This window comes from Deltaproteobacteria bacterium, from assembly GCA_021737785.1.
Lineage (GTDB): Bacteria > Desulfobacterota > DSM-4660 > Desulfatiglandales > Desulfatiglandaceae > AUK324.
Genome location: JAIPDI010000031.1, coordinates 1 through 21,340, shown reverse-complemented (window position 1 = coordinate 21,340; position 21,340 = coordinate 1). Strand labels below are relative to the sequence as shown.

General features: G+C 53.9%; 25 protein-coding genes. All 25 read right to left on the bottom strand.

From position 1 onward, the window contains the following. Positions 1 to 56 precede the first annotated feature (56 nt). A complete protein-coding gene (locus tag K9N21_15405; GenBank protein MCF8145302.1) occupies positions 57 to 371 on the bottom strand; it encodes a BON domain-containing protein in 315 nt (104 codons plus the stop codon). A 54-nt stretch (positions 372 to 425) separates the two neighbouring features. Then, positions 426 to 575 (bottom strand): lmo0937 family membrane protein, encoded by a 150-nt coding sequence (locus K9N21_15400; GenBank protein ID MCF8145301.1) that lies wholly within the window; start codon positions 573 to 575, stop codon positions 426 to 428. Between the two features lie 91 nt (positions 576 to 666). Beyond that, positions 667 to 1,848: an OmpA family protein gene (locus K9N21_15395; GenBank protein MCF8145300.1), complete on the bottom strand. Its 1,182-nt coding sequence runs from the start codon at positions 1,846 to 1,848 to the stop codon at positions 667 to 669. 69 nt (positions 1,849 to 1,917) lie between these two features. After that, entirely contained in the window at positions 1,918 to 2,097 is a 180-nt protein-coding gene (locus K9N21_15390) for a CsbD family protein (protein MCF8145299.1), read from the bottom strand. An 85-nt stretch (positions 2,098 to 2,182) separates the two neighbouring features. Then, positions 2,183 to 2,647, bottom strand: a complete 465-nt coding sequence (locus K9N21_15385) for a hypothetical protein (protein MCF8145298.1) — start codon at positions 2,645 to 2,647, stop codon at positions 2,183 to 2,185. Between the two features lie 57 nt (positions 2,648 to 2,704). Continuing rightward, positions 2,705 to 2,962, bottom strand: coding sequence for a LapA family protein (locus K9N21_15380; protein ID MCF8145297.1), 258 nt, complete (start codon positions 2,960 to 2,962; stop codon positions 2,705 to 2,707). 129 nt (positions 2,963 to 3,091) lie between these two features. Beyond that, entirely contained in the window at positions 3,092 to 3,274 is a 183-nt protein-coding gene (locus tag K9N21_15375) for a hypothetical protein (GenBank protein ID MCF8145296.1), read from the bottom strand. Positions 3,275 to 3,383: 109 nt separating this feature from the next. Beyond that, the gene (locus K9N21_15370; GenBank protein ID MCF8145295.1) at positions 3,384 to 3,698 is read right to left on the bottom strand and encodes an antibiotic biosynthesis monooxygenase; all 315 of its coding nucleotides are present in this window, start codon (positions 3,696 to 3,698) and stop codon (positions 3,384 to 3,386) included. 475 nt (positions 3,699 to 4,173) lie between these two features. Further along, a complete protein-coding gene (locus K9N21_15365; GenBank protein MCF8145294.1) occupies positions 4,174 to 4,479 on the bottom strand; it encodes an antibiotic biosynthesis monooxygenase in 306 nt (101 codons plus the stop codon). Positions 4,480 to 4,909: 430 nt separating this feature from the next. Continuing rightward, positions 4,910 to 8,314: a response regulator gene (locus K9N21_15360; GenBank protein MCF8145293.1), complete on the bottom strand. Its 3,405-nt coding sequence runs from the start codon at positions 8,312 to 8,314 to the stop codon at positions 4,910 to 4,912. Positions 8,315 to 8,711: 397 nt separating this feature from the next. Further along, positions 8,712 to 8,849, bottom strand: coding sequence for a DUF3096 domain-containing protein (locus K9N21_15355; GenBank protein MCF8145292.1), 138 nt, complete (start codon positions 8,847 to 8,849; stop codon positions 8,712 to 8,714). A gap of 229 nt (positions 8,850 to 9,078) precedes the next feature. Beyond that, positions 9,079 to 9,504, bottom strand: coding sequence for a response regulator (locus K9N21_15350; GenBank protein ID MCF8145291.1), 426 nt, complete (start codon positions 9,502 to 9,504; stop codon positions 9,079 to 9,081). Between the two features lie 14 nt (positions 9,505 to 9,518). Further along, complete coding sequence (locus K9N21_15345; protein ID MCF8145290.1) at positions 9,519 to 9,698, bottom strand: CsbD family protein; 180 nt, start codon at positions 9,696 to 9,698, stop codon at positions 9,519 to 9,521. Between the two features lie 754 nt (positions 9,699 to 10,452). Further along, positions 10,453 to 11,985 (bottom strand): NAD(P)/FAD-dependent oxidoreductase, encoded by a 1,533-nt coding sequence (locus tag K9N21_15340; GenBank protein ID MCF8145289.1) that lies wholly within the window; start codon positions 11,983 to 11,985, stop codon positions 10,453 to 10,455. Positions 11,986 to 12,290: 305 nt separating this feature from the next. Beyond that, positions 12,291 to 13,703, bottom strand: a complete 1,413-nt coding sequence (locus K9N21_15335) for a sigma-54-dependent Fis family transcriptional regulator (protein ID MCF8145288.1) — start codon at positions 13,701 to 13,703, stop codon at positions 12,291 to 12,293. 196 nt (positions 13,704 to 13,899) lie between these two features. Further along, complete coding sequence (locus tag K9N21_15330; protein ID MCF8145287.1) at positions 13,900 to 14,244, bottom strand: circadian clock KaiB family protein; 345 nt, start codon at positions 14,242 to 14,244, stop codon at positions 13,900 to 13,902. Positions 14,245 to 14,269: 25 nt separating this feature from the next. After that, a complete protein-coding gene (locus tag K9N21_15325; GenBank protein ID MCF8145286.1) occupies positions 14,270 to 14,602 on the bottom strand; it encodes a circadian clock KaiB family protein in 333 nt (110 codons plus the stop codon). Between the two features lies 1 nt (position 14,603). After that, complete coding sequence (gene kaiC, locus K9N21_15320) at positions 14,604 to 16,358, bottom strand: circadian clock protein KaiC (GenBank protein MCF8145285.1); 1,755 nt, start codon at positions 16,356 to 16,358, stop codon at positions 14,604 to 14,606. A gap of 153 nt (positions 16,359 to 16,511) precedes the next feature. Next, positions 16,512 to 17,063, bottom strand: a complete 552-nt coding sequence (locus K9N21_15315; GenBank protein ID MCF8145284.1) for a 2-oxoacid:acceptor oxidoreductase family protein — start codon at positions 17,061 to 17,063, stop codon at positions 16,512 to 16,514. Between the two features lie 168 nt (positions 17,064 to 17,231). After that, on the bottom strand, positions 17,232 to 18,032 hold the full coding sequence (locus K9N21_15310) for a 2-oxoacid:ferredoxin oxidoreductase subunit beta (protein MCF8145283.1): 801 nt from the start codon (positions 18,030 to 18,032) through the stop codon (positions 17,232 to 17,234). Positions 18,033 to 18,034: 2 nt separating this feature from the next. Beyond that, a complete protein-coding gene (locus tag K9N21_15305; protein MCF8145282.1) occupies positions 18,035 to 19,192 on the bottom strand; it encodes a 2-oxoacid:acceptor oxidoreductase subunit alpha in 1,158 nt (385 codons plus the stop codon). Further along, a complete protein-coding gene (locus K9N21_15300; protein MCF8145281.1) occupies positions 19,189 to 19,386 on the bottom strand; it encodes a 4Fe-4S binding protein in 198 nt (65 codons plus the stop codon). The genes K9N21_15305 and K9N21_15300 overlap by 4 nt, the downstream gene beginning before the upstream one ends. Positions 19,387 to 19,420: 34 nt before the next feature. Beyond that, on the bottom strand, positions 19,421 to 20,155 hold the full coding sequence (locus tag K9N21_15295; protein ID MCF8145280.1) for a 2-phosphosulfolactate phosphatase: 735 nt from the start codon (positions 20,153 to 20,155) through the stop codon (positions 19,421 to 19,423). Then, complete coding sequence (locus K9N21_15290; GenBank protein MCF8145279.1) at positions 20,156 to 20,359, bottom strand: hypothetical protein; 204 nt, start codon at positions 20,357 to 20,359, stop codon at positions 20,156 to 20,158. A gap of 7 nt (positions 20,360 to 20,366) precedes the next feature. Next, on the bottom strand, positions 20,367 to 21,086 hold the full coding sequence (locus K9N21_15285; protein MCF8145278.1) for an SIMPL domain-containing protein: 720 nt from the start codon (positions 21,084 to 21,086) through the stop codon (positions 20,367 to 20,369). Positions 21,087 to 21,340: the final 254 nt, after the last annotated feature.

Genomic DNA, 21,340 nt, shown 5'->3' with positions numbered 1-21,340 from the left:
CAGGGTTGGGATCACAACAGGCCGACGGAATCCACCCGGGAAAAAACAAGGCCTGCCTATTTCACGATCAGATCATTCCTTACGGATGTGACCCCTTGAACGCTCCTTGCGATTTGACCCGCCTTATCGACCGCCTTTTGAGAATTGACGAAGCCGCTCAGTTGAACGATCCCCTTGCGGGTTTCCACACTGATCTGGAATGATTTGAGAAAATCATCCCCTGCAAGCAGGGATTTAACCTTGGTCGTGATGACCGAATCATCCACGTATTCACCTGGAGTTGTCTGTTTGGACGTGGATCCACAGGCCGAAAACGCGGCAATCACCATCAGAAGGACAAAATACCCGATAAACCTGTTCCTCATTTTCATATCACTCGCTCCTTCCTCTAAATGCCCCGCCTTGTCCGGCAAGGGCCTAAATGGTTACACTCGTCGTCGCCCCTGAATAACCTGAATCACCACCACAATAATGGCGATGACCAGAAGGGCGTGGATAACGCCGCCCATGGTGTAGCCCGTCAGCAATCCCACTCCCCATAGAATTAAAAGAATCACAAATATGGTCCAAAGCATGTCTTACCCCTTTCTGCTGGATGGCTGGGGCCGAGCCCTTGGCCCGACCCCTATCCATACAGCGCTTCACAGCACAGTTTCTGCCGCACCCCTATGGGACAGGCACAATTTGGACCCTCCGGTTCAAGGCCCGTCCTTCTGCCGTCTCGTTGGTGGCGATCGGTTGGGAGAACCCGAATCCTTCAGCGGAAAGTCGGTGCTTGCCAACGCCCTTCCGGACCAGATAGTCTATCACGGCATTGGCTCTTCTCATGGATAACTTCAGGTTATAGGCTTCAGTACCGATGCTGTCCGTATGTCCTTCGATCTGCGCCCTGAGGCCCGGATTGTTTTGGAATACCACAGCAACTTCATCTAACAGGTGGGAGAATTGCGGTTTAATATTGGACTTGTCAAAATCAAACAGCACATTCGCAATGACCCAGCATCCGTCCGCGTTGACCTTTGCGCCTTTGGGGGTTCCCGGGCACTTATCCAAATTGTCGGGAACACCGTCGCCGTCGGAATCCAGAATGACGACCTTTTCCACCGGTGCGGGTTTGGGCGGGGCCTTTTTCAGAAACACCCTTGTCACGAAATCGGCCATCCCCGCAGGGGACGCGACCTGGTCCCCGGTGACATAGGTTCCGCATTGACCCGTCTCCACGACCTGCTCAAGAAGCTTCTTGCCGTCGGGATCCGCGCCGATCTGTACGGCATAGAAACAGATCCTGTTTCCGTAATGCGCTTTCAAATCTGCCGCGGACTTCTTGACCGCGTCATACACCATCACATCTTTGTCGGCATCGGTGAAAATAATCACCGCGATATCGCCCTGGGCCGATTTAAAGTCCTGGGCCGTCGCATCAAAGGCCTGATTCAGCGGACTTTCGCCGACGCTAAAACCGATCTTGTTCAACCCCGCGTCAAGGGCGCTCTTTTCATACGGGGCCGGGCCCCAATAAAGTTTGGTCAGCTCATTATCAAAAAGGGCTGTCCTGCCAAAGATCCTGAGTGCTCCGGTCATCTTGAGATCCGGAATGGTGTGATTCATTCGAGACGCCAATCGTTTGGCAATATCCAGCTTCAGCTCTCCCTTATAGGGTTCACCCATGGTCCCGGACTTGTCGACAATGACGACGAAATTATCCACCTTTTGCACATAGTCCCCCGACTGGAGCATCGGGTTGAGATTCTGGGGGGTAAATGTGGGAACCGCCTGCGGGGCAGCACAGCCGATCAGAAACGCACCTGCAGCGACCGGCAGAACCATTTTCAGCCATCTCATTTTCATACCTTGTCCTCCTTTTTCGGATTAGATTCCAGTGCATCCATTCTGAGAGTCCTTCAGTCACAATGAATGCTACGTCCCAACGACCTTCTTGATCTCTCCCGTCTTTTCCTGAACTTTGCCGGTGCTCCTTTCTTCTTTGCCTTCGGCTAACAATTTTGGGTTATCGCTTGCTTTCCCGGCGATTTCCTTGATCTTGCCTTTGACTTGGTGCATCTTGCCTTCTGCCTCATCCCGTGTCCCTGATTTCATCATATCTCTCCTTTTCGATTTCGCTTTGAATGTGAAAAATTCAATGAAAGAGCCTGAAATTAGGGGTCTCTTAATAGTTTTAACATTAGGAGTTGCTGAACTCGGCCACAACTTTTTTGTAGGTATTGGCCAACTCCTCCATTGCCGCATCAATGCCTGACTTGAGTTGCTCCCACGCGCTTCCGCTTGAAGCACCTAACTCCTTCACCTTTTCAGCGACCGCATCCCGCTTTTGACGCAATGCCGTCAATTGCTGTTCCGCCTTCGCCTTGGCGTCCCCTTCCAGCTGTTCCGCCTTTGCCTGAAGTTTATCAATGTCCTCCCCATATTCATCCAGTTTGGTTTCCATCTGTTTTCGAACGGTCTGCATCTGCTCCTGGGTGTAGGCCTTGGTTGTCTCGTAAGCCTCCTTGGCCTCCTTCTTGACGTCATCCCCGGATACGGTCCCGGGCTTGCTTTGGGGTTGGTCCTTGTCACCGCAACCCGACAATATCCACGGGATCAACAACATGACTGCCAGCAACCCCCTTACGAACATAACCCGTTTCATTTGGACCCCTCCTCCATCTCGAACCTCCATTTTTGAGTTCGCCTTACAAAAAAAACCCTATCCTGCACTCTTTTCCCTTAGTTTATGAATCTCTTTGTTCATGGTCCTTGCATGAAGGGATTTTTTTGCCAGCTTTGGCAAGGTCAAAATTGCCACGATGGCGCCACCCAAAAGGGAGGAATAAACAATCAAGGCCGTAATGGACAGCTGAAAAGTCCAGGTCAAGAATTTGAAATCCAAAGGCATACTGTTCTGTATCGCAGTGACGATGATTACCAGTACAAGTAAAAAGGTGATGATTAATGAAAAATACATGATTATCCTCCCTTACATTCGTGGCGGATCCGCTGCAATTGATGAATGCCTTTAAAAACAGACGGATAACACGTATAACGATGCTATTTTACATGGCATCGGAGTTTGATGCCTTCCATAACGTTTCGGTTACTGCTCCAGTTTTTCGTTTTCCGCCACCTTAGACGCTTCTTCTTCTCGCATCCTTTTTTCCATCTTTGCCAAAAGCTCGGCTGTGGTTTTCTTGAGATCTTTAGTCCCTCCGGTTCGTTGAAATGCCAGAACCGCAATGATCAACGCAATAATCGCAATAAGAAGTGTTATCACTGTCATGGCCAATCCTCCTTTCTCTCTCTCAAGATTGTCTCCGTGTTTCCCGCAATACACTGAAAAGGCAGTATTTGGATTGCAGGCCGACGTGTTTGCCCATAAGCACCACACCCTACCGGGGCCACACCTCCCTTTTCCTTTTTCCCGCTGCTACGGTGTGAGACGCCATTTCGTAGGGCTCCTGGAGCAGGTTCATCGCCCCGCGAAGTACACGAAACCGGTCGGACTTCAGATGGCTGTTCAGGTTTTCCCGGGTATCCCATTCTTCGAGGATATGGAGTTCATTTTCATCCTCCACGCTCCGGCAGAAGTCGCAGCGCAGGCATCCCTTCTCTGTCCGTATGGGGCCGATCAGGGAACCGATCGCCTGGGACAGCTCCATGCGCTTCTCAGGAAGAACCTTCATTCGTATGATGACCAGTATCATGCAGATGGTAGCTGCAACAGTCTTGCCAACACCCCGGGAGGGGAAGGAAATTGGAATAATGTATAGATAACGGTAGATTATATGAATGGGAGAGAAACGTGGGGAAGGGTGAAACGGTCGGTTGGCCTCAATATTTGGTGGAACCTCCATATATTGAGGGAATCTTTTTTCTCCATTCTGTATAAAAGCGCAACTTACTTGGGCCATTCTACCGTGGTCAACTCGAGCCGCCATACGGGTCCGTTCAAAAACATGGCGCCCTCGAATCAAGTCCAAATCAAAACGGAATATTCAATTGAGTCGTTCACCATAAGCTTCATCTCCGGCCTGGCTCCCCGATCGAGCTTATGCCGGCAATCACGACAGGTCCAATATTCCCAGGACTCCTTGACTGCATGATTCAAACAATGGTTATAAAGAGGGCAGAACACATTCCTCTCCCCCCTTCTTTGAAGAGGCTTGCATGCTTTCTCCATCACTCCCTCCTTTTCCTTTTTCCCCCTGCTACGGTGTGGCACACCATTTCACAGGGCTCCTGGAGAAGATTCATGGCCCCGCGAAGTACACGAAACCGGTCGGACTTCAGATGGCTGTTCAGGTTTTCCCCGGTATTCCATTCTTCGAGGATATGGAGTTCATTTTCATCCTCCATGCTCCGGCAAAAGTCGCAGCGCAGGCATCCCTTCTCTGTCCGTATGGGACCGATCAGGGAAGTGATCGCCTGAGACAGCTCCATGCGCTTCTCAGGAAGAACCTTCATTCGTGTGATGACCAGTATCATGCAGATCGTAGCTGCAAGTGGCCTGCCAGGAACCGAAAAAAGAGAATATCTGGAATAATACTGTAATAACAGAAGATTAGATGAATGGGCAAAAAGCGTAGGAAAGGGTGAACCGATGGGTTTGGCCTCAATATTTGGTGGAACCTCCACATATTGAGGGAGTCTTTAAGGAGAGCCGGTTCCGCTGTGACAACCAGGATTTCCCCCATCTGCATCCTTTGTTGGGGGGGGGGCGTATGGATGTGTCGGATGCATTCATAGATGATGGCCCATCAGCAGTGTTGAGGGGACAGAGTGCTGAGTCCCTGAAGAGTACTTCAGATGCCGCTCTTCCCGATTCATCTTCCCATAAACAAAACATAGATTGAGGTGATCTCTCTGCCCTCCAAAACCCTCATGGAGACGGGATCGTCTTCAACGATCAGGATCTTCATGCGTCAACCTCCTTGAGGCTGATCCGAAGGGCGGACTCCAGGTCTTGAAGATCCTGCAAGAGCACATCCACTGCATGTTGGGCCTCCTGCATCTTTTTTTCCCTGCCGAGGACCTCCAGACCATAGGCCGCATCAAAGGCCCGTTTGGCGCCCACAATCGACAGGGACCCCTTCAGCTTGTGGGCCCCCTGTTCCAGGCGAGAGGCGTCGCTGTTCGAGACCGCCTCCCTGATGTCGCTCACGGCCTGGGGAAGCTCGCTCAGAAAAAGCCGGGCGATTTCAAGGAAAAGCGTCCGGTCTCCACCCACCGCCTCCAGGGCCGCGGAGAGGTCGAAAACAGCCCTGTCCTCCGGCAGGTCCGGGGGAACACGGAGAACCGTGGTACGAGCCTCATCGTCCTTTTGCCTGGTGTTTACCAGGTTCTCGATGACCCGGTAAAGCACCTCCGCCTTGACCGGCTTGGACACGTAGTCGTCCATTCCGGCCTCGAGGCATTTTACACGATCCCCTTTCAGGGCATGGGCCGTCATGGCCACGATCGGGATTCTGGATACCGGATGCTGGATACCGGATGCTGGATGCCTTTCGGAACGAGGCGGAGAGTCTTCTTTGCCTTTGAGCTCTGAGCTTTCAGCTTCTACGCTTCCACCCCTCTCACCTTCTAACCTTCTGATCCTCCTGGTCGCCTCTATTCCATCCATCTCCGGCATCTGGACGTCCATGAGGATCAAATCAAAGGGCTCCCGTTCAAATGCCTTCACCGCTTCAAGGCCGTTTGCGACCATCGTCACCCGGTGACCCCTTTTTTTCAATACCTCGAAGGCCACTTTCCGGTTGATGGGATTGTCTTCAGCCAGGAGGATATGCAATCTCATGCGGGCATCCTGAACCCTGTGACGGGTCACAGGGGAAGGTGGCCCATCAGTGCGACGGCCGAGAACCATCAAAACAGCATCCAAAAGCTTCGCCATTCTGGCCGGCTTCTGCAGATAGCCTGAGATACCCATCTTCCTGCATCGTTCCGCATCTCCCGGTTGGCCTGCGGAAGTCAACATGATAATCTCCAGGCCTTCCCCATAGGGGCTCTCCATGACCTTTTCCGCCAGTTCGAACCCGTCCATCCCGGGCATCTGGAAGTCCAACAGCATGAGACGATAGGGTTCCGCCGACGCAAATGCCCGCTTTATCTCTTCGATGGCGCCTTCTCCGTCCCGTGCCTCACCGTGGATGAGCCCCCATTTGGAGAGCATTTCCCTGTATATTTGTCGATTGAGGGCATTGTCATCCACGATGAGCGCACGGATACCGGCAATGTCGATGGCATCAGGAGATACGGGTTTGCGGATTTCGGCCCGGCTGAGGGTAAAGGGGACTGTAAAATGAAAGACGCTTCCCTTTCCAGGTTCGCTTTCCGCCCAAACCCTGCCGCCCATCATCCGAACGATCTGCCTGGATATGGTCAGGCCCAGGCCCGTCCCGCCGTATCGCCGGGTGACGGAGCTGTCCACCTGCCTGAAACTCTCGAAGATCATCTCCAGCTTGTCAGGGGGAATGCCGATGCCCGTATCGCCAACCGTGAAATGCAAGGTCGTGGATGTTTCCTCCTCTTTTTCGGTCTTTGCCCCAATGACCACCTGCCCCTTTTCGGTGAATTTAATGGCATTGCCGGTAAAATTGAGGATAACCTGGCGAAGCCTGCCGGGATCTCCCATCAGGGCGGTCGGGACATCGGGTGCGATATGGCAGATCAGTTCCAGGCCCTTTTCATGGGCCTTGGGCGAGAGCGCCCCGGCCGCCCCTTCGAGCGTGGTTCTCAGGTCGAAGTCGATTTCTTCCAGTTCAAGCCGGCCGGCCTCGATCCTGGAAAGGTCCAGGATGTCATTAATGAGATTGAGCAGATACTCCGACGAGGTGTTGAGCGTCTCCAGGTAATCACGCTGCTCTTTGGTGATATGGGTTCCGAGGAGCAGCTCGGTCATACCGATGACGCCGTTCATGGGGGTCCTGATTTCATGACTCATGTTGGCCAGAAATTCGCTCTTGGCGAGGTTGGCCGCCTCGGCCTGCTGCCTGGCCTCAACAAAAGCCGTCACGTCAATAACGTTTAAAAGAACGCCTTCGTAATGATTAGCCAGGTAAATCGGCTGAACCCGCAGAATCACTTCCGACGCCCCTATTTTTCTTTGTATTTCGATCCCCTTTGAATCGATATTTGTGCGAAAGGCGGTAATATGATCGATTATTTTTTTCAAGATATCGCCGGAATGAAACTCCTCCAGCCCTTTTCCGATCAGCTCATCGTATTTTCTGCCGACAAAACTGCAAAAAAACGGATTGACATCCGTGATGATGTTCCGGCTGTCGGCAAAAATCACCCCCTCATTCATGGTGGAAATCATGGCGGAAAGCCTGGCGTGTTCCTTTTGGGCCAGGGACCGGGATTGCATTAAAACAGCTTCATGCTCTTTTTTCTCTGAAACGTCTCTGTAAATAAAAATATGCCTCATCAAATGGCTGTCGATCGATACGGCCACCGACTGGAGGTGGACATCAAACAGGGAACCGTCCTTGCGTTTGCGGATGGTTTCAACGTTTACAGATTCGCCGCTTGAAATACGTTCCCTTATGGCATCGGCTTCTTCTTTCCGGTCCGGCGGCACCACCAGCTCGCAGATATCCGTCCCTTTGACTTCCGCCTGAGTGTAGCCGAACATTTCGGCAAATGCTTTATTAATCTCAATAATATACCCGTCTTTGTCAAAAGTGACCACGCCGTCCGGCAGATTCTGAAACAGGCTTTCGAAATATATCTTTTGGAAATGGATCTTTTCCTCTGAACGTTTCCGGGCCTCTATCTCTTTTTCAAGCTCTGTTTTGCTCACGAGGGTCCGCTCCCAGATCTTGACAACTCGAAAGACAACAAACCAGCCGATAATCAACAGCGGAATAAACACAAAAACCAGCCCGATGTGCAGCAAGGCATTGCGACGTTCACCTGCAAGAGCGGCATCTGCAGCCGCAGAAAGACCGACGGCCAATTCGGCCATCCCCCGGGCGTATATTCGTTTTTGCTCTTCATATTCGTCGCTGAACAAGAGGCGACCGGCTTCGTCCGTGCGCCCCCGGCGAACAAGATCAAAGGCGCGGTTTTCCAACTCCACCAGCAGGCTGTTGGCGGCATCGGTTTCTGCAGAAGCCCGGATAGAGACCTGGGGGGCAAGCCGTACCGCCTCTTTTATGGCTGTGTCCAATTTAGGCTCGAAAATACGATAGCGCTGCTCCCAGGAGAGGTCGCCCGTGGCGGCCGCCAGGCGTGCAGACATGGTCAGTACCTCGTCCAAGTGGATGATGTCGCTGCGAAGTTCCATGATCCTGGAATAGGATTTAATTTCGGCTTTCATCGTGTGGTAAGCGCGCCACGAAGAGTAGCCGAACCATACCAGCGCCATCACCGTCAGGAACAAAACCAAAGACATAAAGATGATAGGACGGCGGTTTTTGCTGTTTTGCTCTTCCCCGCCTGATTTTTGAAAGGTAGGCCTCATAGCAAATGCTTCCTTGTCACCCCCTCTTTCTTGCCGCGTATCATTTGACCCCTTCGACATCACTGGCCATTTCACTCGATTTCTCGACGCCCTTTTGGGAATAAACGGAACCCCTCACTAAAACCGCGCCCCTGTATGTTTCGACACCGATCTCGAATGACTTGAAAAACCAGGACCCCGAGACCCCACAGAATCACGAGAATCACAAATAGGGTCCAAAACATGTTCACCTCCTTTTAAACGGCGTCTTCACTTAAATTCGAACCAACCCGAGAATGCCGAATATGATGAGATAGATGGCAACGATGTAATTCAATAGCCTCGGGACAAGGAGAATCGCAATTCCCGCGATTAGAGCAATCACCGGCTGTGGCGACATACTGATTTGCATGTTATCTGTCCTCCTTTCTCAGCTCTGCATGAGCCAGGATTTCCCCAATCCACGGAATACGATCAGGGGTCTATGTGTTTTGCCGAACCTTGGGCAGGAATGACACATGAGGTTTTTCTCTTGCTGTTTGAGTCAGTGGAGGTGGGTCCGTGAACTCCCTCCAATGGGGTCCATCTTATCCGGTTGGCGGCGACACTGATTTTTTGGCGGCACGAAAGGCACTTTATGGTCATCTCCTCAGCTCCAGGGCTCCTTGGACTGTCCTTTGAAGATCTTCCAGTGCAAAGGGCTTGAATATGACTGAGTCAACAGGCCATCTTTCCACGTCCCTCAGGACGGTCTCTCTATCCTCCCCCGTCATCAATACAACCGGAGTGTCAGGCGACCTTTTCTTAATGCAGCTTGTCAAGCCCCAACCGTCCATATCCGGCATGTCAAGGTCGGTTAGAACCAGATCGAAAGAGGCATTGAGAAACAGAGAGAGTGCTTCGAGACCGTTGCCGGCAAGGGCAACCTCAAATCCGATATACTTAAGGAACCTGGAAACCATATCCTTAATGTCCTTATTGTCCTCAGCCACCAGGATACGTCCGGATATGGCTTGCCCTACGTTCGGGGCTGCATCGTCTTTCGCCTCTTTCTTGGCCTCTCCCATCCCACGACTCCTTTCTACTTACCCAGGACCTTCTCGAGTTCGCCGATTTTTTCCTGGACTTTTCCGGCAAGCTTTTCCTCTTTGCCTGTGGCTTCCAAGTCAGCATTCATGCTCACCTTCCCGGCAACCTCCTTGATCTTGCCTTTCACTTTGTGAAACGTGCCTTCCGCTTGGTCTTTTGTGCTTGATTTCATGGTGTTTCTCCTTTCGTAATTGGGTTCTCGTAATGGCACGTTGGTCCCTGTCATCCCGGTCATTCATCCTCTGGCTGGGACCGCGCATCCGGACTCTTTTTGCCCGCTGCTGATAATCAGGTTCATGCCGATCATCACTGCAAGTGGCCTGCCAGGAATCGGAAAAGGAAAGAATTTGGAATTATTCTGTAATAACAGAGTATTATATGAATTGACGAAAAGCGTAGGGAAGGGTGAACCGATGGGTTTGGCCTCAATATTTGGTGGAACCTCAATATATTGAGGGAGTCTTTAAGGAGAACCGGATCTTAATCTGACTCCTTGGTCTCCGGACGGAGGATCCCGAGCTTATGGTTCCTCACTCTCAAGGTATTCCGAAAGGACCTTGGAGCGCTCGAAGGCCCCGCCTGTTCTTTTATAGTTTTTCAGATAAATAATTTCCAGTTTGATTTTGAAACCTCAATCCGGAGATGTCCGTTGCAGGGTCTTCGCCGCGTAGGTTGGGTTAGCGTCGGGAAAGGTTGCAAACATGCCTTCGTCAAACAGGCAGTGATGGCTGGAATGTATTTCAATCCAGCATGTTAAGCGTAACCCAACAATTTTGGCGGCGGGTGATGGTCACCGCCCGTTCGTTGGGTTTCGCTACGCTCTACCCAACCTACTCTGGCAACCTCAGCGGAAAATTTGTGAAATTTAATTTCTGAAAAACTATAGATCAAGCTGTGATACCTGTCATGACATATTGGCGGCATTGTCAACCGAGAAACTCGACGGCCTTGTCGGCGGCCCAGACGCCTGAGGCCATGCAGCTCAACACGCCCGCGCAGATGGCGCCGGCCCCCACCACAAAAAGTCCTTGGATGCCGGTCGTGCAATCGCAAAAACGTCCGGGGCCGAATTGGTCCGGGGTCTGTTCGAGCCCGAAATTTCCCCCGCCAAAGCTGTTGACCCAGTATTCATTGGAGAGCGGCGTGGCGAATTCGACATAATCGAGTTCGCTGCTAAGACCTGGGATATAGCGTTCGGCCGACCGGACGAGGCTCATTCCGATCTGGTTCTTTAACCGTAAATATTCGCCGCCGCGCCCGCGGCTCCGGGTGCCGGACCAGGGCGTGAAGGGGTGCTCATAACCCAATCCACTGATGATCTCGAGGGTGTGACAACCGTCAGGGGCGTGCCGATGATCCGGATCTTTCAAAGAGGGTGATGTCACGAAGTAATAGGGGAACGGGTCCGACCCCTGCCGCCCGTCAATGGAAGCGAAGGTCCGGTTTACATCCGTATATTCGAAATGGATGATGTTGGCGTCAGTCAGGCCGGCCGCGGCCGGATCAATACGCGTTCCGATAAATGCGTAAAACGAACCCGCAGATGGCCGCAGTCGAGCCACCTTTTTTTTAATCGACCGAGGGATAATCCCTGGATCGACTAACTTCTGGAATGCGATCAGCGGATCCACATTGCTGATGACCGTTCTGGCCGAGACTGTCTCGCCGGACCGGTCGGTAACGATAAATTCCGTGCCGGACCGGTGTATGCCGGTCACCGGCGTCCGGTTCTTCAAAACGCCGTTTTTTTGCATCAAGGCCGTCACAAGCGCATCCCGAAGGGCCGCGCTGCCGCCTTTGGGGTAGTAGGCCCCGTCCAGATAATGGTCCAGCAGCATCATGCACAAAAAGGCCGAAGCGCGCTCGGGGGGCAGTCCGCTGTTGCCGCAGTGGGCCGACAGGGCCGCCTGCAGGCGCGGGTTGCGGGTGATGCCGTTCAGCATCTGTTGATAGGTGGCGCGGTGATATTTTATCAGGACCGGATGTCTGAAGACATACCGCAAGCGATCCAGCAAGCTCTTGGGGGGGCCGTGGGGATCGGAGAAGACCCTCAGCAAACTGTCGATCACATTGAAATATCGTTCAATAGCCTTGGATTCTTGAGGAAAAAGACGCTGCAGCCGCTCCTGGTAGCGCTCCTTTCCTTTACAGAGCCTGACTTCAAAATCCGGAAACACGTAGCGGTCGAAACCGTCCGGGTCAAGTTCGACGAAATCAAGCCTTCCATCAAGCCCCAGCAGCTCCAGAAGAAGCCGGAATGTACCCCCCCTGCCGAGCTTTCCCAGGTAATGGAGACCGGTGTCGAACCGGTAGCCGTTACGAACAAATGGATTCAGATACCCTCCGAAAGAGGGCATGGCCTCGAGAACTAAGACCGATACATCCTGCTGGGCCATGCGCAACGCAGCGCTGAGCCCGCCGGCGCCGCTGCCGACCACTATGGCGTCAAAATCCGTCATATCATCGTTCTTTCAGCACTTAGGGCGCGAAAAAACTTTCATAGCCCTTCGCTAAGTCATATCCCCTCCCCAATAAAATGACAAGAATTCTCTCTTGGGTGTGGTGACCAGGATCATGCGGATCGTCTTTGCAAGCGGCCTGCCAGGAACCGGAAAAGGAGAGAATTTGGAATCATCCCGTAATAACAGTGGATTAGATGAATGGGGGAAAAGCGTAGGGAAGGGTGAACCGATGGGTTTGGCCTCAATATTTGGTGGAACCTCAATATATTGAGGGAGTTTTTAAGGAGAGCCGGTTCTCAATCTCACTCATTGGTCGCCGGACGCACGATTCCGAGCTTATGCATCCTCGCTCTCAAGGTGCTCGGGTGGAGACCCAGGATCGCCGCGGCCCCCTCCTTTCCCTCGATGCGCCATCGGCATTCCGAAAGGATCTCGAGGATTTGGTTTCGCTCCGCCTCTTCGAGGGTTCTTACGCCGGATGACGGGGAGAGGAAGGAAAACTCCAGTTTATCCGCCAACTGCAAGGCCGGCCCGGGGCACAGGATCACGGCCCGTTCAAGGACGCTTTCCAGCTCCCGGACGTTCCCTGGCCACGAATAATCCTGCAGGGCCTTCATCGTCTCCTTCTGGATCGACGTGATCTGTTTCCCCAATTTCCTGGCATATCGCGACAGGAAGGTCTTGACCAACAACGGGATGTCTTCTTTCCTCTGCCGCAGGGGAGGGACAGTGATGGGGAAAACGTTGAGCCGATAGTAAAGGTCCTTCCGGAATCGCCCCTCGCGGACCTCTTCCTCAAGGTTTCGATTGGTCGTCGCCACGATCCGCACATCCACCTTGATGGTATGAGATGAGCCCAGGCGCTCAAATTCATTATGCTGGATGACCCGAAGGAGCTTTGCCTGCAGTTCCAGCGGCAGTTCCCCGATCTCGTCAAGACAGATGGTGGAACCATTGGCGACCTCGAACCGGCCTGCCTGGCGGGTATCGGCCCCGGTAAATGCCCCTTTCTCCCGGCCGAACAATTCGCTCTCCATCAAATTGGCCGGCAGGGCGGCGCAGTTGACGGTGATCAGGGGCCGATTCTTGCGAGGGCTCATGTTATGGATGGCGGCGGCGATCAGCTCCTTTCCCGTACCGGTCTCGCCAAGGATGAGGACCGTTGTGTTCGTAGGAGCGACCTGCTCCGCTCGATAGAGAACATACTTGAGCGCATCACTTTCCCCGAGAATATGGTCGAGGTGATGTTTCATTTTGCTCTCTTGACGAAGGTAAATATTCTCGGCCTCGAGCTGGTCTTTCAATACTTTGATTTCAGAGAGAGCCGTCCGAATTTCGACGGTTTGTCGTTCCAGTTCGTTGTAGGATCTTTTTAAGGCCTCCTCCATCTCCTTCCGCTCGGTGATGTCCACCATGACGGCGCACACTGCACCGGGCATATCCGCGTTCCGAAGGCCGCTTATGGAAAGTAAGACAGGTACGGAAATTTCACCTGCGGCCTGTAACGCCAGTTCCCCCTTGCCGTTCCCTTCTAAACCCCGCTCAATCAATGCCTCAAACAGCTGAAGGTCTGTTGATGAAACGTATCGGTAGATTGAAGATCCTATGGCTTTTTCCAGAGACACGTTGACGATATCTGCAAAACTTTGGTTGCAGTAAAGGATCGTACCGTCGGGGGCAAAGGTGACGGCCCCTTCGTTCATGGTTTCGACCATGACCCTGTAAGGATGATCGGCACCCGATAGTGTAAAGACGCGATCTCCTTCCGCGGTTGAGACAACCAGGCCATCCACCTCACCGCCCTGGATGGCGCGCAGGGTCTCCTCAGCTTCCATCAGCCGCGATGTGAGTTCCTCCAACTCATCCAAAAGGTGTTGGCGTGTTTTATCCGATTTGCTCATGGACGCACACTCAGGATGTCCGGGGTTTCAGATCCATGCCCATAAGAACCTTCTCCGTATCCGACATGTCGCCGATGAGCCTGCGGAGCGGCAGGGGGAGCGTTTTGATGAGCGTTGGCGCTGCAATAATCTGTTCTCCCTTGGCCAGCCTGGGCTGTTGGTAGAGGTCTATCACCTTGAGTTCGTAACGGCCCGCCAGGTGTTGGTCACAGATTTTCCGGACATTGGCGATGGCCAGGGTTGACCGCGGGGTCAACCCGGTAACATACAGCCGAAGAACATACCCTTCGCTTTCTCGCCCCGCTGTGGCCTTTTCGAGTGCCTCAGCACGGGTTTTCCCTCTCTTCACCGCCATCTCTGTTACTCCAAAAGTAATTCTATTATCCGGAGCCGGAACGAATATCGAGACCCACCAGGACGCGCTCCGTGTTGGCCAGATCTCCGATGATCTTTTTGAGCGGTTCCGGAAGCTTCCTTACCAGTGTCGGTACGGCAATAATCTGATCCCCTTTGGCAAGCTGGGGTTTCTGCAAAAGGTCTATCACTTCAATGTTGTATTTCCCCGCGAGGTGCTCTTCGCAGATCGTCTTCAGATTGGCAAGGGCCGTAATCGATTTCGGGGTCTGGCCGGCGACATATAACCGGAGATTCCAGATCTCTTCCGTTGAACCGGCCGTTGCCTTCTTTCCCTTCCCTGGCGAGACGGGTTTCATGCTAATCTCCTTTCCCGCTTCTTTTTCGAGCCTTTCGTCGGGCTGCCGAAGGTTCCCCCTTGCGGAGATGCGCTATTTCCGAACGGTTGTCTGCCAGGGCAGCCTGCCTTCGCCGCTCTTCTTCCGCCATCAAACGCAGTTCTTCGGATTCCGCATCCAATTGGGCGCGGAGGGCTGCCATTTTTGCTTCCAGGGTCTTTCTCTTGCGCTCCTGCTCGCGGAACTTACGATCCACCTCACGTTGGCGCGCCAGCTCAGAGGCCTTTTCCTTGCCTTCCTGGATTGCCCGGGCACTGCCGGTCAATACCTCGCCGGAGCCGGTATAGATGTCAACAAGGTTAATGCCCTGGTTCGAGAGGAGGAACTCCTGAATCTGATTGGAGTGGGGCATGCCGCGGGATTTTAAAATGTAGAGCCCCCGGTTTCGTTCCCCATGGAGTTCGATATCCCGCAGGAGAAGCCACGTATCGATCAGCGAAGATATCTCTTCGCTTGTGCGTTCAACGCTGCTGCCGAAATGGGTGAGGTCGGTAAGGAGGGTGGAGATCTTTTGCATCTTCAAATAGTCGATAAGGCGCGTTAATATGGATTTCACTTCTGATGCGGTTCCCACATTGATCAGGTTGCTGATGGGGTCCACGATGAAAATCCGGGGTTTGAACGCCTCGATCGCCTTGTGGAAGGTGACGAGGTGCATCTCAAGGCCGTAAAGCGTAGGCCGGGCTGAATGGAACTCGAGAAGCCCCTTCTTCACCCATTGATTGAGATCCATGCCGATGGAGCCCATGTTCCGGATGATCTGTCTGGGCGATTCTTCGAAGGCAAAATAGAGGCAGCGCTCCCCTCGCCGGCAGGCGGCGTCGGCAAAGGTGCTCGACAGACTTGTCTTGCCTGTGCCTGCTGTACCGGAGACGAGGATGGTGCTGCCCCGGTAGAACCCCTTGCCGTCAAACATGGCATCCAACTTGGGAACGCCCGTGGAGATGCGCTCCGTGGAAACGGGGTAGTCGAGCCCGATGGAGGTGATGGGCAGGATCGAGAGGCCTTCCTCGCCTATCAGGAAGGGATACTCGTCGGGGCCGTGAGATGAACCGCGGTACTTAATAATACGCAGGCGGCGGGTGGCAATTTGTTTCACGATGCGGAAATCGAGGAAGATCACGCAATCGGCGACATATTCTTCGAGTCCGTAGCGTGTCAGTGTCTTGTCGCCCTTTTCTCCCGTAACGACGGCTGTCACGCCACGGTCTTTCAACCAGTGAAAAAGCCGACGAAGCTCTGCCCGAAGGATGGTGGCATTCGGCAGCTCGGAAAAAAGGGCTTCGATGGTATCCAAGACAACCCGTTTCGCTCCAATGGAGTCAATGGCGCTCCCCAGCCGGATGAACAATCCCTCCAGATCGTACTCACCCGTCTCCTCAATCTCACTTCTCGCGATGCGGATGTGATCCGTTTCGATGAGACCCCGCGCCATCATCTCATGGAGATCAAAACCGAGGGACATGAAGTTCTTCGCAAGATCCTCCGGCGTCTCCTCGAAGGTTATGAAGACCCCGGGTTCTCCGTACTCCATGGCGCCCCGCATTAGAAATTCCATGGCGAAAAGTGTTTTGCCCGCGCCCGCACCGCCGCAGATCAGCGTGGGCCTGCCCCTCGGAAGCCCTCCCTTGGTGATTTCATCGAGACCCCTGATGCCCGTCGGGCATTTTTGAAGAACATCAACACCCTGTTTCGACTTTGCCTTATGCACGGTCATGGCCCAGCACCTTATCCATATGAGTTAATTTTAATAATGGGGCTCTCGAATCGTCTCCACAATACTTTCGGCGTAGCGACGGGCCTCCTCGGCCGCAAGTCCAGCCGATATATTCCCGCTTATTGATTCTTTCAGACAGCTCATCTATCTTTCTTAAACATGATGGCTCATCTCTGCTGCCAAATCCAGGCCCGCCTGCAGGGCCGTTCGGTTCATATCCAGGAAATCCGCCGGAATGCGGGTCTCCAAGACCCGGGCGATTGATTCAGGTCGCACCAGGCCGGTCAGGCCGACGAGGGCCCCCAACATGCAGATGTTGAACACCACCGGGTTGCCGATATCATTCACCACCGCATCATACATCCCCAGTGCCACCTGCCATGCGTCCACCCGGGGATCCTGCCGCACATAGCGGCGATCGGTCAACAAGAGGCCGCCCGGACGGATGGACCATGAATACCGGTTGTAGGCCTTCTGGGTGAGGCAGGCCGCAAAGTTGGGTTGATCCACCTTTGGGTAATAGATGGGTTCGTCCGATAGAATGACGTCGGCCCGGGTGGCCCCGCCGCGCGACTCCGGGCCATAGGACTGGGTCTGAACCGCGTTCAAATCCTCGTAGACCACCGCGGCCTCGGCCAGGATGATGGCTGCGGTGATGACGCCCTGGCCTCCGGAACCGCTCAGGATGATGCGCTGGGTTTGCATGGGAAACTCATGTCTCGGGTTTCTGGATACTGGTTTCTGGATACTGGATGCCGGGTACGGGTCGAAGATCCCGTCTTCGACGGGATTCTGAATCCTCGTTACTGATTCCGGTCTTTACTGACCTCTGATCTCCGACTTTGACCTCCGACCGCTGCACCTCAGTAGGTCTCATTTCTGCATGGTTGTCTCATTCGTCCCTCCCCGTCCGCCCGGATAGGGGGGCCGGTCTTCGTCCACGAAAATGCCCCGTTCGATCAGATCGGGCCGGGCCTCCTTCTTCTTGGACCCGATGGGAGCGGTGTCGTCCCTGAACCCCTTCATCATCTCCATGCCGTTCCCGATCCGGTTCTGCCTGCCGTAATAGACCGGGCACTGGGACAGGACCTCCACCACGGAAAATCCCCTGTGACGGATGGCCTTTTCGATCATCCGGGTCAGCTCCGTTGCATGGTAGGTCGTGGTCCGGGCCACAAAGGAGGCCCCGGCCCCTTTCGCCAGTTCCACAATGTCAAAGGCAGGATCTGCGATCCCCCGGGGGGACGTGGTGCTCCTCATGCCCTGAGGGGTCATGGGCGAGCCCTGGCCCCCGGTCATGCCGTAAATGCGGTTGTTCATGATAATGGCGGTCAGGTCGATGTTCCTGCGGGCGGCGTGGATGAAATGGTTTCCCCCGATCGCCAGGGCATCGCCGTCGCCCATCGGCACAATAACGGTGAGATCGGGCCTTCCCAGCTTGACCCCGGTGGCAAAGGCAAGGGCCCTGCCGTGAAGGGTGTGCATGGTATGGAAATCGAGGTATCCCACGATCCGGGAAGAACACCCGATCCCCGATACCGCCACCACCTCATTTTTTTGGAGTCCGATCTGTTCAATCGCCCGTATCATCCCCGACATGACAATCCCGTGGCCGCAGCCGGGGCACCAGATGTGCGGCAGGAAACGGAGGCGCAGGTAGTCCTTGACCGGCATGTTCAGACCCCTTTTCCCTGTATCATATTGAGGACCCGCAGGATGTCCTCCGGCGATATGAAGACCCCGTCAAACCGGTTGGCGAGAAACACCCGCTCGGGCCTGGATACGACCTTTTTCACCTCGTGACAGACCTGTCCCATATTCATCTCCACCACCAGGATATGGGTCCGGCCTTCACAAGCCTCCCGCACGGTTTCCCTCGGAAAAGGCCAGAGGCTCTGCAGCTCCAACAGCCCTAACTTGGCGCCCCGCTTCCGGCGATCCGCCACCATCTGCAGTGCGCTCCTGGCCGCACTCCCGTAGGAGATCAAAAGGACCTGGGCATCGTCAATAAAATATTCCTTGTAGTGCGCCATGCTGTCTGCCCGGTTTTCCAACTTGTCCACCAGGTGGTGAAGGAGATCATAGGCAATGCCGGGATCGGTTGAGGGGAATCCCCACATGTCGTGGACCAGACCGGTGACATTGTACCGATGGACCCCCCCGAAAGCGCTCATCGGCAGCCTTCCATCCTCACGCCGCAGATAGGGATGGAAATTGGTCCCTTCTCGCACGGATGTCCAGAGCCTTTCAATGATCTCTATCTCTCCAGGTTTTGGAATAACGACCTTTTCCCGCATATGACCGACAATTTCATCGAACAAAAGAATCACCGGGGTCCGGTAGGTCTCGGCCATGTTAAAGCCTTCCACGGTCATCAGAAACACGTCCTGAAGATTGGATGCGGTGAGCGTCACAATGGAATGGTCCCCGTGGGCCCCCCAGCGGGCCTGGTTGACGTCTCCCTGGGCCACGGCCGTGGGGAGGCCGGTACTGGGGCCGCCCCGCTGCACATTGACGATCACCGAAGGGACCTCGGCCATGACGGCATATCCGATGGCCTCCTGCATGAGTGAAAATCCGGGGCCGCTGGTGGCGGTCATCACCTTGAGCCCGGTCAGGGAGGCGCCGATTATCGTGCACAAGGACGCGATTTCATCTTCCATCTGGATGAAGGTTCCGCCTGCGTCGGGAAGCCTTTTGGAGAGGATTTCGGCAATCTCCGTGGAGGGCGTGATGGGGTACCCCGCATAGAAGCGGAGCCCCGCATAGAGGGCGGCTTCGGCAACGGCCTCGTTGCCCTGCATAAACCTTACATCAGCGCGTTCGGGATTCATTCTTTCACCAGTTCAATGGCGATGTCCGGACACCTCAGTTCGCAAAACCCGCATCGCCGGCATTTTTCAGGGTAGGCCCAGGAGGCCTTTTCATTGTCGTCCAGCACCAGGGCCCCCTCAGGGCAGAACGCAACACAGATGCCGCACCCCTTGCACCAGTCTTTGTTGATGATGATTTTTCCCTCTTTTTTCATATCTCAGGCCCCTGCCCTCCAAATCCCCGGACCATCAGCGGGCTGCCGGAGAAAACGACCCGGTCCCATTCCTCCAGCGAGCTGAGACCTCCAGCCTGTGGTCAACGGTCCTGACCGTCAATACCAGATCGAAGAGGTCCTTCTGCAGGCAGAAAATGGGGTCTTCCCTGGGTAGATAGTCCCTGGTCCCTGAGAGAAACTTTTGGGCTGTGGGCTGGAACACCACATCGCGGAAGGACTGAACCGGATCATAGGGAGTACCAATGAGGAGATGTTCCAGATAGTCCGCGCACGCTTCGTCCTCAGGCGCCGGTCTTTCGGCCCGTTCCCCCATGGCCACAAGGCTCACCCGGTCCGGGCGTTTTTCCTTTATATAACCGGCAATCGCCTTTGCCATGACAAAGCTTCCCAGGACAACTTCTTCCGCTTTCCTGAAGGCGGCTGTGGCCCCGGTAACGCCTGCCGTGGTTCGATGGATGACCGTCTTGTTTTCGAAATAGGGAAACCCTTTTTGAATGATGTGGGTGGGGGAGTTCCCCAGATCCGCACCCTCGATCGGCACTTCGTTGACTTCGCCTGAAAGGACAAATTCCGGGTGCTCGTTCTTGAGGGAAACCGCCTTTGCCGGATCCGCCTCCATGATCACCCGACGCGCCCCGAAATAAAAGAATAGGGGTTCACATGAAAAGGCCCTGAACACATCGATGATGACCGCAAGCCCCTCCGCCTCTCTGGCGCCCTGCGCACAGCTTTTTCTGATGACCTTCATTTATAACGTTTCCCCTTCAGAAAACCCGGAAATCCAAAAAGGGTGGATCGGAATTCGCAATTCCTCAATTCGCAATTGTGCCTGAATCACGCCAAGGCGTGATTTTCGTTCAGGCACTGCTAATTTGTCTTCAAGTGCCTTGACGAACTCCTCAGGTTTTCCTGGAGATCGGGAATGGGCGCCCATCTCCTCTTCCGGCAACAAGAAATCATCAATCCGATAAATAATATTCCACGGTGGATACCACACGTATCTTCTTGATATGGGGGGTATTCCTGTCCCTGTCCGTAATGGAGAACTGACCCTGCCGGGCCCGCTTGATTTTCCCCAACCTGCTGTCAGAGTCCTTGGCGAATTTTTGCGCCACCTCCCGGGCCTTCCGGGTCGCCTCTTCGATCATTTCCGGCTTGATATGGTTGAGCCCCGTAAATATGAACTCCGTCTTGTTTTCATAATTGCCGCCGGTAAACACGATCCCGCGCCTTCCCAACTCAGCCAGCTTTTTCATGGTGGCCCTGACCGCGTCGATCTTATCCGTATATACCGTAATGTTCTGTGTTGCGCCGTATCGAAGCCCTATCTTCGAGGTATCTCCATACTGTTGTGCCAGTTTGTCGGTAATCGCAGGAGGAGAGACCGTGATCTCCGAATCCACAAATCCGTTGCTGATCAGAAAATCGGTGATCTGCCCGGTATCCTTTTCCAGATCGGCATACACCTGAGAGATATCGTTACCGGCACGGGTGAACTGAATCGGCCACAGAGCGATGTCTGCGGGCAATTCCTTCTCGGACAGGCCCTTCACCGATACCGACCTTTCGAATTCCTTGAATCTTACCACACTGCCGCCCAAAAGATAACCCAGTAGGGATAACCCTAAGAAGATGGCGGCGCCCAGAATGATAGACTTCACCATGCCTTCATTTTTCATCCGGTCGGTCTCCTGTATTTCGTCCGCTTTCCGTCTTGGCCTTGCAAAGGCTCTAAGTCCCTGAATTCCCAAACCCCTCAATTTCCCAAACCCGGATCCATACTAACGCGGATGCCCGCAACCAAAGTGGTTCTCGATTGACTTCCTATTATCAAGGGGGTTCGATGTTGCCAGACATCTGGAATGTTGGAATACTGGAATAATGGAAGGTTGGGAAAGGAACCTGGATCACCCAGAAAAGGTTTTTTTCCTTA